The organism is Micromonospora sp. CA-111912 (genome assembly GCF_050948415.1).
In the GTDB taxonomy this organism is placed as follows: Bacteria; Actinomycetota; Actinomycetes; order Mycobacteriales; family Micromonosporaceae; genus Micromonospora.
Map to the genome: position 1 here is coordinate 5001555 of NZ_CP192007.1, position 12492 is coordinate 5014046.

Sequence of the window (12492 nt, forward strand, 5' to 3'; positions counted from 1 at the left end):
GCGGACCCCGCACCCGCAGCGGTCGTACCAGTTCGGGCGGACCCCGCACCCGCAGCGGTCGTACCGGGTCGGGCGGACCCGGCACCCGCAGCGGTCGTACCGGTACGGGTGGGGGTAGCACCCGGGGCGGATGCGCCGGGGCGGACGGGGACGGCGTCGGGCGGGCGAGGCGGGGCGGCGTCCATCCGGTTGCGGCGCAGCGCGGCGGCGAAGGCGGCCAGCGCCCGCTCCTCGGCCGCCGCGTCGGGCAGGGCCAGCAGCACGCCGACGGCCTGGTCGTCGATGGCGCTGCTCAGCCCGGTCAGCTTCGCCTCGCCCAGGGCCTGGCCGACCGCCTCGGACAGGTCCCGCAGCCGGGCCGGCCCGGCCTCCGGGTCGACCTGGCCGGACTCGCCCGGGCTGCCGACCTCGGCGGCCGGCTCGTCGGCCCGGTACCGCACCACCGCACCGACCAGGTGCCGGCGTTCCAGCACCACCCCGAGCGCCCGGGCCCGCAGGGCCACCTCGTCGACGGGGCGGGAGTGGTCCAGCAGGGCGGTGAGCAGGGTCCGGTGGATCTGCCGCTCCAGCCCTTCCGCGTCGCGGCGGATCAGCCGTCCCAGCGCAAGGGCGGAGGCGGCCCGCTCGACGAGGATGGTCAGCCGGGTCGGCGGTGCACCCGGCATCTGCCCAGCCCGACCCGCCTCCGGGTCCGGCACCCCGTCGGGGACCGGCGCGGGGGTGGTCAGCTCACCGCCGCCCGGCCAGCGCAGCAGCAGCCGGCCCCAGTCCTGCCCCCGGGCCCCGACGGTGGTCACCAGCCAGCCGCTGTCCGGGTCGTACGCGGTGCGCCCGGCCGGGCTGATCCGCCGCGAATGCTGCTCCCAGCCGTCCAGCAGCAGCTCGGCGCTCTCCCCCGCCGGGTCGTACGCGAGCACCTGCCGGGACAGGTTCTCCAGCACCACCGGGCAGCCGGACAGCTCGGCGGCCTGCCGGACCACCTCCGCCGGGCCGGCGCCCTCGACCGACAGATCGGTGAACCGCTGGTGGATCTCCTCGGTCGCCCGCAGCTCGGTGAGCTGGGCGTCGACGATCAGCGCGTGCACGGCCTCGGTCACCCGGACGAACGGGGTGGCCCGGCGCAGCTCCACCAGCGGCAGGCCGCGCCGTTCGGCGGCGGCGGCCATCACCCGGGGTACGCCGCTGACGTACCGGCGACCCAGCTCGACCACCAGTCCGGAGACGCCGACATCGGCCAGTGCGCCGATGAACACGCGCAGGCCGGCGTCGTCGGCGGGCAGCCCGATGCCGGTGGTGAGCACCAGTTCGCCGCCGCGCAGCAGGGTGGCGATGTCCGGCACCTCGGCCACGTGCACCCAGCGCACCGGCCGGTCCAGGCCGGCCTCCCCGGCGATCAGGCGGGGCGCGCCATGGCGGACCGGGTCCAACGCAAGGACCTCACGGACGGTAGGGAACACGGGCGACACGCTACCGTCCGTGACGTCGATCCTGTACCACCAGTCGGCCCGGCCGTGCCCCCTCGACATCGATCTTGTGCAGTACGGTGCCTTTTCGACCACGACCAATCTGAAGGAGCGGCATGGACGGGACAACTGTCAGCCGGCGCGGGTTCGGCAAGCTGGTGGGCGCCGCCGCAGGGGCGGGGGCGCTGGGGGCGCTCGGGGTGGGCGCAACAGCGGCCCAGGCGGTGCCGGATACCTGGACCGCCACCGGCACCACGGTCGCCGCGCTGAGCGCGTTCGACAACGCGATGAAGGCGTTCATGCAGGCCAGACACATATCCGCCGGGCAGCTCGCGGTCACCTATCAGGGGCGGTTGGTGCTCGCCCGGGGGTACGGCGACAACTCCCCCCAGCCCATCCAGCCGACCTCGCTGTTCCGGGTGGCCAGCCTCTCCAAGTCGCTGACCGCCGCCGCGCTGGTCCGGCTGGCCCAGGACGGCAAGCTGGGCCTCGACGACCCGATCACGAAGTTCCTCCAGTTCACCCCGCCGGCCGGCCAGGCGACCGATTCCCGGCTGCCCCAGGTCACCCTCCGGCGGCTGCTCCAGCACACCAGCGGTTGGAACCGGGACCTGACCGCGTTCGACCCCCTGTTCAAGGACCAGGTCATCGCCAGCTCGCTCGGGGTGCCGATGGAGCTGACGCACGCCAACGTCATCCGGTACATGTCCGGCCAGCCGCTGTCGCACGCCCCGGGCTCGACGGTCTCCTACAGCAACTACGGCTACCTGCTGGCCGGCCGGATCGTGGAGAAGGTCAGCGGCCTGCCCTACGAGACGTACGTGCGGCAGAAGCTGCTCGCGCCGCTGGGCATCACCCGGATGGCGACCGGCTGGACGATCAGCCCGCACAGCGGCGAGGTCGGCTACGAGTCCCAGTACACGGGCCCGACCGTGCTGGACAACTCCGGCACGATCGTCAACGCCCCGTACGGCACGTTCAGCATGCGGCTGCACGACGCCAACGGCGGCTGGCTCGCCTCGGCGGTCGACCTGGTCCGTTGGGCACGCGCGTTCGAAAGCGGCAGCACGGTGCTCAACAGCACCTCGACCGGGCAGGTCTTCGCCACGCCCGCCGGGCTGGGGGTGAATCCGGACGGTTGGTACTACGGGATGGGCTGGGCGGTCCGCCCGGTCACCGGCGGCACCGGACGCAACATCTGGCACACCGGCAGCTTCGCCGGCACGTACAGCCTGCTGGTCCGCACGTACCACGGGCTGAGCTGGGCGGCGGTGTTCAACCGGCGCGACGATCCCTCCGGGCTGAGCTACGCCCCGATCGACTCCGCGCTGTGGACGGCGTCGAGTGCCGTGACGAGCTGGCCGACCCACGACTTCTGGTCGACGTACTTCACCCCCTGACTCGGCCGCCGGCGGTGGGCGGAACGCCGCCCGCCGCCGGCGCGGGGACGGGGACGCCCCGCCGCCGCTCAGCCTCGGGCCCGCGCCGCTCAGTCCCGGGCCCGCGCCCAGTTGAGGAAGCGTTCCTGCAGGTTGAGGACGCGTTCGGGGTTGAGCTGTACGAGTTGGGCACGGGCCTCGGCCATCAGCCCGCTCAGGTAGCACAGCAGGGCGGTGCGGTCGCCCCGGTACTCCACCAGCAGGCCGAGCCGGGCCGGCTGGCAGGGCCACTCCGCGCCGCAGTTGCGGCACCGCCAGAGCGGGCGCATCGGTACGTGCGGAATCATCCGGTGCGTCATCGGCTCATCCGCAGGGCGATGGCGCGGGCCTCCTCGTGGCTCAGCGGCAGCCACCAGAGGAACCGCCGTACCACGTCTATCGGGTCGGGGCCGCCCGGCCGGCCGCGAAGGTCGTGGATCGCGGTGGTGATCAGGGTCGAGACCACCGGAAGCAGGTCCCGCGTCGCGAGGTTCGGCATCGCCCGAAGCTCGGGGCAGGGCCAGGGCTCCGCGCATCCCCGGCACCGCCAGTCGGGCGAGCCGGCCACGTGGCCGGCGACCTGGACTGTCGTCGTCATGAGAGACGACCCCCGGTCGCCCGCCCGCAGCGGGTTGGGGTCAGACGCCCAGCACGCTCTGGGGTTCCGCGCCGACATCAACCGGGCCGGCGGGGACACCGGCTCCGGCGGGAGCATCCGCTCCCAATGACGTACGCCCGGCGCGCGTCCGGGCAGGTTGGGCAGCACCCCGAATAAGCGCTGGTACCAGGGAACACACACGTCGACCTCCATCGGCAGGAACAGGCCGCCCGGGAGCGGGGTGGCCGGGGGCAGGACCCGCCCGAGCCCTCTCCGGCGACGGGCGGGTCCGCCTGCGTGACAGTCTGGTGAGCGCGCGACTACCGTCGGAAGCATTCAGCCCGGTCATGGCCGCGCTTCGACGGTGGTACGTCATCCCGGAGTCCGAGTGGAATTCACGTGACCTGTGTGGAGGAACTGTGGAGGAACCGGGTGCCGACCTGATTCGCACCCAGCTCCGGCGGATGGGGATGAACGCCAACCTCAGTCAGGAGGAGTTCGGCCGGATGGTGCACTACTCGGCGTCGCTGGTGTCCGCCGTGGATACCGGCACCCGCCCGCTCGACCGGGTGTTCCTGGCCCGTGCGGACGAGGCGCTCAAGTCCGGCGACCTGCTCGTGACGCTGCTGCGGATCGCCGAGCGAGACCGCGAGCCCTCGTGGTTCAAGCCCTGGCTGGAGGCGGAACGCACCGCCAGGCAGCTCCGGCTGTACGAGACGACGCTGGTTCCCGGCCTGTTCCAGACGGAGAACTACGCCCGCGCCGTGCTGCGCTTCAACGACACCTTTTCCGAGGCCGAAGTAGAGCGGCAGGTGGCCGCCCGGCTGGCTCGGCAGGACATCCTGACCCGGCAGGACCCGCCGCAGGTCGTCGTGGTCCTCGACGAGGGCGTGCTGAGCCGGACGGCCGAGGGGCTGAGCGGGATCATGGTGGAGCAGGTCGGCCGGCTGATCGAGCTGGCTGAACTGCCCCACGTCCACATCCACCTCATCCCGAGGGTCACCGGGCTGCGCATCGGGTCGTCGGGCCCGTTCGCGCTGGCCCGGTCCGCCGACGGCGGGTGGGTCGGGCACCTGGAGCACCAGCTCGGCGGGGCCGTGGTCGACGACGAGGACGGGGTGGCTGCCCTCCTGGCAAGGTGGGAGAATGTCCGGACCGAGGCCCTGCCCCGCCGGCAGTCCATCGACCTGACGAAGGAAATGCAGGCTCACCATGAACCTCAGTGACGCCCGGTGGCGCACGTCCACCCGCAGCGGGTCGAGCGGCGGAAACTGCGTCGAGGTCGCCGACAACCTGCCCGGCGTCGTCGCCATCCGCGACAGCAAGGACCCGGCAGGCCCGGCGCTCACCTTCGACCCGGCCACCTGGACGGCGTTCCTCGGCCTCACCAAGCGCACCTGACCGACACCGTCCAAGCGAGTCACCGCCCAGGAGACGATCTTGCAAAGCAAAGTGAAGGAAAACCCGAATGTTGATCTTTAGGACCCCAGGTCAGCAGGTCTGCTCCCCGCGCACGCGGGGGTGATCCCCGCCGGATAGTCCGGTGGACGGACCCCGGCCGCTGCTCCCCGCGCACGCGGGGGTGATCCGGTCGGGGTGAGTGGCTGGTAGCCCTCGGCCGCCTGCTCCCCGCGCACGCGGGGGTGATCCCAGACGGCCTGACGCTGCTGCCGACCCCGGCCGCTGCTCCCCGCGCACGCGGGGGTGATCCCGGGCATGTACTGCGGGGAACGTGACTGAGGCGCTGCTCCCCGCGCACGCGGGGGTGATCCGCCGATCGCGGTGAGTCCGGTCGCGATCGGGATCTGCTCCCCGCGCACGCGGGGGTGATCCCCAGCGGCTCGTCGACGAGGCGTTGGACCTGGCCTGCTCCCCGCGCACGCGGGGGTGATCCCGCGCTACCCATGATCAGCGCCCGTCCCCGCTACTGCTCCCCGCGCACGCGGGGGTGATCCCGAGTCGGGGTCGCTCCGCCAGAGTTCGAGGATCTGCTCCCCGCGCACGCGGGGGTGATCCCGGCCCGCCGCCAGGTGGGGGCGAGCCGGTCCCCTGCTCCCCGCGCACGCGGGGGTGATCCCTGCTTGTGCACAGCGGTGGGGCCGATACCGCCCTGCTCCCCGCGCACGCGGGGGTGATCCCCGGCGGCCCGGCCGCGCAGCGCGTCACAGGGGCTGCTCCCCGCGCACGCGGGGGGGTGATCCGGCAGACCGACGCTTGCTGTCCTCATCCCGATCCGTCGGCCACGCCCGGTGGCCTCGTGAACTGCTGAACTGCCGGAGTCGCAGCTGCTGTCGGCGACAGGCTAGTTTGCTCGGATGAGTCTCCTCGATGACGTCGCGAAGCGTGACAGCTGGCGATGCTGGGTGTGCGACGAGCCGGTCGACGCCGACATGTCGGTGAACGACCCGCGTGGTCCCAGCGTCGACAGCCGCACCGCCGACAAGAAGGCCAAAGTCGCCGAGCGACTCGCGCACCGTGCCTGCAACACCCGCAAGGGCGCGGTCAAGGTGGTCATCGCCTGGCCGGACCGTCTGCACGTGGTGGAGCCCGCGCCGCTGATCGCCGTCGCCGAGCGACTCGAACGCAAGGGTGGCCGCGAGTTGGTCGCCCGCTGCCCGAGCAAGAAGGACGCCCAGGAGGCGGCGGACTGGCTGGTCGACCGGTTCTCCCGGCTGGTGCCCGGACTGCCGGTGACCGCAAGCGTCGACGCGGGCGGCGGACAGTACCTCGTCGCTCTGGCCGCCGGCCGCCGCTGACCGGTGGCCCTGGTCGGCGGGCCAGCGCCTTGTCAGGCTGGCTGATGTCTCCGACCATAGCGTCGTCAGTCCGGCGTGCCCTGCGGTGAATGTGGGGCGATTCCAGGGCCCCGGCAAAGTCGCGGAGTGTCCGATCCCGCCCGACGTTCATCCACCTTCCGGGAATCCCGTTCCGCTCCTTGCGGATGACCCAAGATCCCGGCCAGGGCCCCGGTCTCACCGGCCCTCAGCTATACCCGCCCCGGGAGGTCGCCGCTACGCCGCCCCGAACACCGGGCAGCCGGGCGGCGACCTGAACAATGCCCCCACCCGGTCGGGGACCTGCCCTTCAGCCCCTATGGAGCTGCCCCGTCCACGCTCCCACCCCACCGACAGCACAAACGGGGCAGCTCCAAAGGAACCAACGCAGGGCACCCCGACCCGGCAAAGACCGACCCGGCAAGGGCCGATGGCGTCGGCAGCACGCATCCCACCCATGGGGCCTGCCAAGCCGGAGACCCTCACGACTTTGCCCGGCCCTGGGGGCGATTCCGGCTGGATACGGTCCGCGACGAGCCCGGGAGGGCATGTGGGGCGACTCTGGCTCCAGCGCGGCCGGCTAAAACCTGATGATGGAGACTCGGGCAAGTCACTTCCCGGGCCTGCAGTCAACCAGCTGAAGCACTACACCCCCCGTTCACCACTTGGCACAGAGGGGTGCCTGCTTAGTCTGACGAACCACAGGTAGGCGCCGACAAATAGTGTCAGAATCAACGATATGCCAAGAGAAGCGGCGGCCGCGATGGTCGGAATTCTCGGATCCCTGAACAGGGTGACAAATATGTATATTTGAAAAACTGCGAGAGCGGCGGTGCCCGCCCAGGCGTCAACGATTCTCATCGCCTGGTGTAAGCGGTCAACTCCAGGATGTTCATTCACGTCGAGACGTACTGGGCTGGCATGAGTCGACATCGGGCCTCTCCATGGGCTGAGCAGCGGTATCAGCCCGGAAGCCTGCCAGTTCGGTAGGTGTTTACCGGTCACCTCGTCGAAGAGGCGACGATAGAAGATGGAGAGTTGCAAGACGGTGACGGCGCGAAGAACCAGCAGCATCATGGCGACTGGGATAATAAGCCTCAAGGGTGAGACGTCATGAATTTTCATTCCCAGCAGCTCGGCTTCCAGGAGCTTGCTGTACGTCAGGATGATGAACACAACTGCGAGGCCGAATCCACGTAGTAGTGCTCGGCTGGCGTCTCGCCCCTGGTCTTCCTGAATTTGTAAGAGGCGCGACAAGAAAAAGCGTAGATCATCTTTGTCAACGTCATCGCCCTCAAGGATCTTTGCCGCCCGCCGCTCAATCGAAAGTTCATCCACAGAAATGGATGTTATCGGGTGCGGGCAAGTAGGATGCGGCGCGCGCCGACGAGCTAGGTTTCGTTCCGCACCACGTAACCGTAGGCACCCTGGGACTGGCCGCTGTCGCCAACCAACGCGCCAGCGATCAGACCGTCGACGTCCCCCTGACATACCTCGAAATCTCTGGAGAACCGTCCCACCTCGGTTCCCGCTCCCCGCGCACGTGGGGGTCATCCCGTCGACCACGGTGGTCGCCACAGCAGATTTCGGGATGGCTGCGAAGACGGCACCCGTCGCGCTGCCCGACGTGTCTGCGGCGGCCTCGCGACCGGACTTCCTCACGGTGGCTGAAAGCCTGGCCGTGGTCGCCGACGATGCCGGGAAGGAGGACACTCACTCCTTCCACTCCTAACGTATAGCGCACCGGGGGGCTTGCGGCAAGACCCGGGGCGTGCCGCAGAATCGCTGGCCAAGGCCAGGAACTGGGGAAATGGGAGCCGCGAAATGCGAGTGTTTGTTGGCGACGTATGACTCGCGCGGGTGCGTCACACCGCTGGCGGGACTCGCGGTGCGGTTGCGGGCAGCATCGTCGGGCCAGGACCCGGAACAAGAGAACCTGCGCGCAGTGGGTCGCAAGCGACCCCAGATCGGAGCGGATGACGTGAACCCCCCGGCTACCAGCCTGTTCGACCTTCCTGACCGCCTCTCCCCCAAGGCCGATCCGACGCTGATCTCGCGCGACGAGCACCACTTCGCGGCCATCGCGGAGAGCCTCGAGCAGTTGTCCGCCGACCTGTCCGACCGCCTCGACGTCGCGCGCAGGGCACCCGGCGGCAAAGGCCGGCAGGCGGTGGACCGGGACACGGAGGTCCGCCGGCTGACGGCTCGCCTCCGTACGCTGGGTCGCTTCGGTGTGGACCTGTGCCTCGGCCGCATGGTCAGCGCGGACAGCCCCGAGCCCGTGTACGTCGGGCGGCGTGGCCTCACCGACAGCGAGGGTCGTCGGTTGTTGCTCGACTGGCGATCTCCTGCGGCCGAGCCGTTCTTCGGAGCGACCCACGCCAATCCGATGGGTCTGGCGAGCCGCCGCAGGTATCGCTGGACCCGCGGCCGGATCAGCGACTACTGGGACGAGGTGTTCGCCTCGGACGGGCTTGAGGGGCACGCCGCGCTCGACGACCAGTCCGCCTTCATCGCCAGCCTGGGCGGCAGCCGGTCGGCCCGGATGCGGGACGTGCTCGGCACGATCCAGGCCGACCAGGATGCCATCATCCGCGCGGGGTCCCGTGGCGCTCTCGTCGTGGACGGTGGCCCGGGTACGGGGAAGACCGTCGTCGCCCTGCACCGCACCGCCTACCTTCTCTACTCCGACCCTCGCCTGGGTCAACGCCAGGGTGGCGTGCTGTTCGTCGGTCCGCACCAGCCCTACCTGGCCTATGTCGCCGACGTCCTGCCCAGCCTCGGAGAGGAGGAGGTGCAGACCTGCACCCTGCGGGACCTCGTGGCCGAGGGCGCTGCGGCAACCATCGAGACCGACCCGACCGTGGCCCTCCTGAAGTCGTCCGCGAACCTGGTGGAGGCGATCGAGGCGGCCGTCAGGTTCTACGAGGAGCCGCCGGCCGAACCGATGACGGTCACGACCGACGAGTCCGACCTCTGGCTGAGCACCGACGACTGGGCCGAGGCGTTCAAGGCGCCGGGGCCCGGTGCCCCGCACAACGAGGCGCGTGACGAGGTCTGGGAGGAGCTGCTCACGATCCTGATGGACAAGTACCACCGCGACGAGCCGGATGACCTGGTCCGCAGGTCGCTGCTGCGGAACAGGGAGCTGCGCACCACCTTCAACCGCGCCTGGCCGCTGCTCGACGCGGCCGACCTGGTCGGGGACCTGTGGTCGGTGCCCGCCTACCTGCGCAGGTGCGCTCCCTGGCTCAGCCCCGACGAGGTCCGCAAGCTACAGCGCGGCGACGCCCATGCCTGGACGGTGTCCGACCTGCCGCTCCTGGACGCGGCACGGCAGCGGCTCGGCGATCGGGAGGCGTCCGGGCGTAAGCGTCGGCATGACGCCACCGTCGCCACCGAACGCGCGCGGATGGCCACGGTCGTCGACGAACTGATCGAGGCCCACGCCTATGACGACGGCGAAGGTGTGCTGTCGAGCCTGCGCCAACTGGATCTCCAGGACGCCCTGGTCGACGAGGCCGTACTGCCCGGCACCGAACCGGACCTGCTCGCCGGCCCGTTCGCGCACATCGTCGTGGACGAGGCTCAGGAACTGACCGACGCCGAGTGGCAGATGTTGTTGCTCCGCTGCCCGTCCCGGAGCTTCACCATCGTCGGGGACCGCGCCCAGGCCCGGCACGGGTTCACCGAGTCGTGGCGGGAACGGCTCGAACGGATCGGGCTCGACCGGATCAACCTGGCCACCCTGAGCATCAACTACCGGACGCCGGAAGAGATCATGGCGGAAGCCGAGCCGATCATCCGGGCCGTGCTCCCGGACGCCAACGTGCCGACCTCCATCCGCAGCGGCGGCGTCCCCGTCGTACACGGATCTGCCTCGGATCTGGGTTCGATCCTCGACACCTGGCTCGCCGCGCACGCCGACGGGACCGCCTGCGTCATCGGCGATCCCACCTTCCGGGCGACGTCCCGGGTCCGGTCGCTGACCCCGGAGCTGTCGAAGGGGCTCGAATTCGACCTGGTCGTCCTCATCGACCCCGAGACGTTCGGCGACGGCATCGAAGGAGCCGTCGACCGCTATGTCGCGATGACCCGAGCGACCCAGCAGCTTGTCGTCCTCACGAGTCGTTGACGCCGGGATGCCCGTACCGGGAGGGCGACCGGGCGGACGCGTACGGCCGGTCGGCGACACCGGCCGCGTTCGGGGCACGGGGATGTGCGAACAGGAGCCGGTAGTTGCGGTGTCGCAGCGGGGCGAGGGCGGAGAGGCGGGGGCGAGTGGTGGTCATGACAGGTCCTTGCCGTCGGCGGAGAGCGGCAGGGTGGGCCATGCCGCGAGGTCGTTGAGCAGCTGACGGTCGTGGGTGGCGACGACAACCGCCGCCGGCGTCGTGAGCAGGGCGGCGGTCAGCTCGTCGACCAGGGGCGCCGACAGGTGGTTGGTGGGTTCGTCGAGGATCAGCAGGTCAGGCAGCTCGGCCAGCCGCAGCGCGAGGTTCAACCTGCGTTGCTGCCCCTGGGACATTCGACCGACGGGGGTACGAAGGGCCTCCCTGTCGAGCAGGTTGGTCGCGGTCAGGGGCAGGACGTCCCTGTCGCCGAGCTGTCCTGCGGACCGGAGCCGGCCGACGTGCTGGTCGTACAACTCGCGGGCGAGCACGGTCGCCGGCCAGTCCGGGACTTCCTGCCCGAGGTACGCCACGCGCGCCCGGGAGAGGTGACGGACCTCCCCCGTCGACGGTTCGAGGTCTTCCGCCAGCACCGCGAGCAGCGTCGACTTGCCCGTCCCGTTCGGGCCGGTCACCAGCAGGCGGTCCCCGCCATCGAGGGTGCGCGTGACGGGTCGGTGGAGGCGCCCGGTCACGGTGACGTCGTGGCAGCGCAGGATGGGCAGCCCGGGACGGGTGCCGACGTCGGGCCAGCGCAGTGGCAGTGGCGGCTCCGGCACGGTGATCCGGTGGGCGTCGAGCGCCTCCTGCCGGCGCCGGAGCGCCTGGACGAGACCAGGGGCGCGGGACTGGCGCTGGTGTTTGCCGTGTCCCTTCTCCGGGCGCCAACCAGTGCTGAGCCGGCCCTGTGCCTCGTGCACCGCGCCGGCCAGCCGCTGTTGTTCGGCCTGTTGCGCCTCGTAGTCCCGGACCCAGCGCCCGCGGTCACGCAGACGCCCGTCCTGCCAGCCGGCGTACCCGCCGGCGAACAGGCGCGGCCGTCCGTCCTCACTCGGGTCGAGGTCCAGGAACTCCACGGCCACGTCCCTGAGCAGGGCACGGTCGTGGGTCACGATCACCACCCCGCCCGAGTGCTCACGCAGCCGTGCGGTGAGGAACGCCAGACCGTCGGCGTCGAGATGGTTGGTCGGCTCGTCCAGCATCAGCAGGTCGTGCCGCGCCCCTAGGAGGCACGCCAGGCGGACCCGGTAGCGCTGACCGACCGACAACGTCGACAGCGCACGCCCCCGGTCGGTACAGGCATCGAGTCCGGCCAACGCCATGTCGACCCGGCGCTCGGCGTCCCAGGCGTCCAGCCGGGTCGCCGCGTCGAGCGCGGTGGAGTACGCGGTGTCCGCGCCCTCCCGGCCCTCGGTCAGCGCGGTCGCGGCGTCGTCGAGCGCCCGCAGGGCGCGCTTCGACTCCTGTGTCGCTCCCGCGAGGAGGGTGCCCACCGTCTCGCCGCCGCGCGCTTCCAGGGCCTGCCGGGCAACGCCGATCGTGCCGACCCGTTCCACCGTGCCCTGGTCGGGCGGGAGTATGCCGGCCAGCACGTGGAGCAACGTCGTCTTGCCGCGGCCATTCTCGCCGACGAAGGCCAGGCGTGCGCCGGCGGAGACGGTCACGCTGACATCGGACAGCACCACCCGTCCGCCCAGCACGACGCGTACGCCGTCAGCCCGGACATGTGCCCGGTCCCCGGCCGGCAGCCGGCCGTCCCAGGTGAGGTCAGGCCCCGCAGTCAGGTGCTGCGATGACGCTTGTTCAAGATTTTTCATTTCTGCGCTCTTCGGCTCGTCATGGAGCCGGGCAGCACAAGGAGACCGCCCGGCGGGAACGCCAGGACGGCGGAGCAGAGCTACATCAGAGGAAGTTGGTCAACCCTGCCGCCGTCAGCGGAGGGACCAAGGCTTCATCATGCCGATACCTGAGTACATGCCGAGAACCATATCCCGCCCGGCCCAGGGTTTCCTGGGCCGGGCGATGTCGGGGCGGCGGATTCGAACCCTACGGCCTTACTGATCTCGT

11 protein-coding genes, 1 pseudogene and 1 CRISPR repeat array are annotated in these 12492 nt (G+C 70.8%); of the genes and pseudogenes, 6 read left to right on the forward strand and 6 right to left on the reverse strand.

Annotated elements, in window-relative coordinates; all coding sequences use genetic code 11:
• Nucleotides 1–32 precede the first annotated feature (32 nt).
• Nucleotides 33–1457 (reverse strand): annotated as a pseudogene (locus ACQPZO_RS20555) (PucR family transcriptional regulator ligand-binding domain-containing protein); the annotation flags it as partial.
• 122 nt (nucleotides 1458–1579) lie between these two features.
• On the opposite strand from ACQPZO_RS20555, the gene ACQPZO_RS20560 reads away from it, so the two are divergent.
• The gene (locus ACQPZO_RS20560) at nucleotides 1580–2863 is read left to right on the forward strand and encodes a serine hydrolase domain-containing protein (protein ID WP_433343207.1); all 1284 of its coding nucleotides are present in this window, start codon (nucleotides 1580–1582) and stop codon (nucleotides 2861–2863) included.
• An 89-nt stretch (nucleotides 2864–2952) separates the two neighbouring features.
• Here the strand turns inward: ACQPZO_RS20560 and ACQPZO_RS20565 are convergent, their stop codons facing one another.
• Both ACQPZO_RS20565 and ACQPZO_RS20570 read right to left on the reverse strand, forming a co-directional pair.
• Nucleotides 2953–3201, reverse strand: coding sequence for a flavin reductase (locus ACQPZO_RS20565; RefSeq protein ID WP_433343209.1), 249 nt, complete (start codon nucleotides 3199–3201; stop codon nucleotides 2953–2955).
• Entirely contained in the window at nucleotides 3198–3479 is a 282-nt protein-coding gene (locus tag ACQPZO_RS20570; protein WP_433343211.1) for a hypothetical protein, read from the reverse strand. The genes ACQPZO_RS20565 and ACQPZO_RS20570 overlap by 4 nt, the downstream gene beginning before the upstream one ends.
• Nucleotides 3480–3943: 464 nt before the next feature.
• Here ACQPZO_RS20570 and ACQPZO_RS20575 point away from each other — a divergent pair, with 464 nt between their 5' ends.
• From ACQPZO_RS20575 to ACQPZO_RS20585, 3 genes are all read left to right on the forward strand, one after another.
• On the forward strand, nucleotides 3944–4705 hold the full coding sequence (locus tag ACQPZO_RS20575) for a DUF5753 domain-containing protein (protein WP_433351116.1): 762 nt from the start codon (nucleotides 3944–3946) through the stop codon (nucleotides 4703–4705).
• Nucleotides 4692–4880 carry a DUF397 domain-containing protein gene (locus tag ACQPZO_RS20580; RefSeq protein ID WP_433343212.1) on the forward strand — a complete coding sequence of 63 codons (189 nt, stop codon included), beginning with the start codon at nucleotides 4692–4694 and terminating at the stop codon, nucleotides 4878–4880. Before ACQPZO_RS20575 ends, ACQPZO_RS20580 begins: the two co-directional genes overlap by 14 nt.
• Nucleotides 4881–4979: 99 nt before the next feature.
• Nucleotides 4980–5678: direct repeats of the CRISPR family, unit length 28 nt; unit sequence CTGCTCCCCGCGCACGCGGGGGTGATCC.
• A 116-nt stretch (nucleotides 5679–5794) separates the two neighbouring features.
• Nucleotides 5795–6235, forward strand: coding sequence for a hypothetical protein (locus ACQPZO_RS20585; protein ID WP_433343214.1), 441 nt, complete (start codon nucleotides 5795–5797; stop codon nucleotides 6233–6235).
• Between the two features lie 663 nt (nucleotides 6236–6898).
• On the opposite strand, the gene ACQPZO_RS20590 is transcribed toward ACQPZO_RS20585, so the two are convergent.
• On the reverse strand, nucleotides 6899–7591 hold the full coding sequence (locus ACQPZO_RS20590) for a hypothetical protein (protein WP_433343215.1): 693 nt from the start codon (nucleotides 7589–7591) through the stop codon (nucleotides 6899–6901).
• Between the two features lie 253 nt (nucleotides 7592–7844).
• On the opposite strand from ACQPZO_RS20590, the gene ACQPZO_RS20595 reads away from it, so the two are divergent.
• Nucleotides 7845–7985, forward strand: a complete 141-nt coding sequence (locus tag ACQPZO_RS20595; RefSeq protein WP_433343216.1) for a hypothetical protein — start codon at nucleotides 7845–7847, stop codon at nucleotides 7983–7985.
• A 249-nt stretch (nucleotides 7986–8234) separates the two neighbouring features.
• Entirely contained in the window at nucleotides 8235–10388 is a 2154-nt protein-coding gene (gene helR / locus ACQPZO_RS20600; protein WP_433343218.1) for an RNA polymerase recycling motor ATPase HelR, read from the forward strand.
• Here the strand turns inward: helR and ACQPZO_RS20605 are convergent.
• Nucleotides 10375–10545 carry a hypothetical protein gene (locus ACQPZO_RS20605; protein WP_433343219.1) on the reverse strand — a complete coding sequence of 57 codons (171 nt, stop codon included), beginning with the start codon at nucleotides 10543–10545 and terminating at the stop codon, nucleotides 10375–10377. The genes helR and ACQPZO_RS20605 overlap by 14 nt on opposite strands.
• Complete coding sequence (locus ACQPZO_RS20610; RefSeq protein ID WP_433343221.1) at nucleotides 10542–12242, reverse strand: ABC-F family ATP-binding cassette domain-containing protein; 1701 nt, start codon at nucleotides 12240–12242, stop codon at nucleotides 10542–10544. The genes ACQPZO_RS20605 and ACQPZO_RS20610 overlap by 4 nt, the downstream gene beginning before the upstream one ends.
• Nucleotides 12243–12492 lie beyond the last annotated feature (250 nt).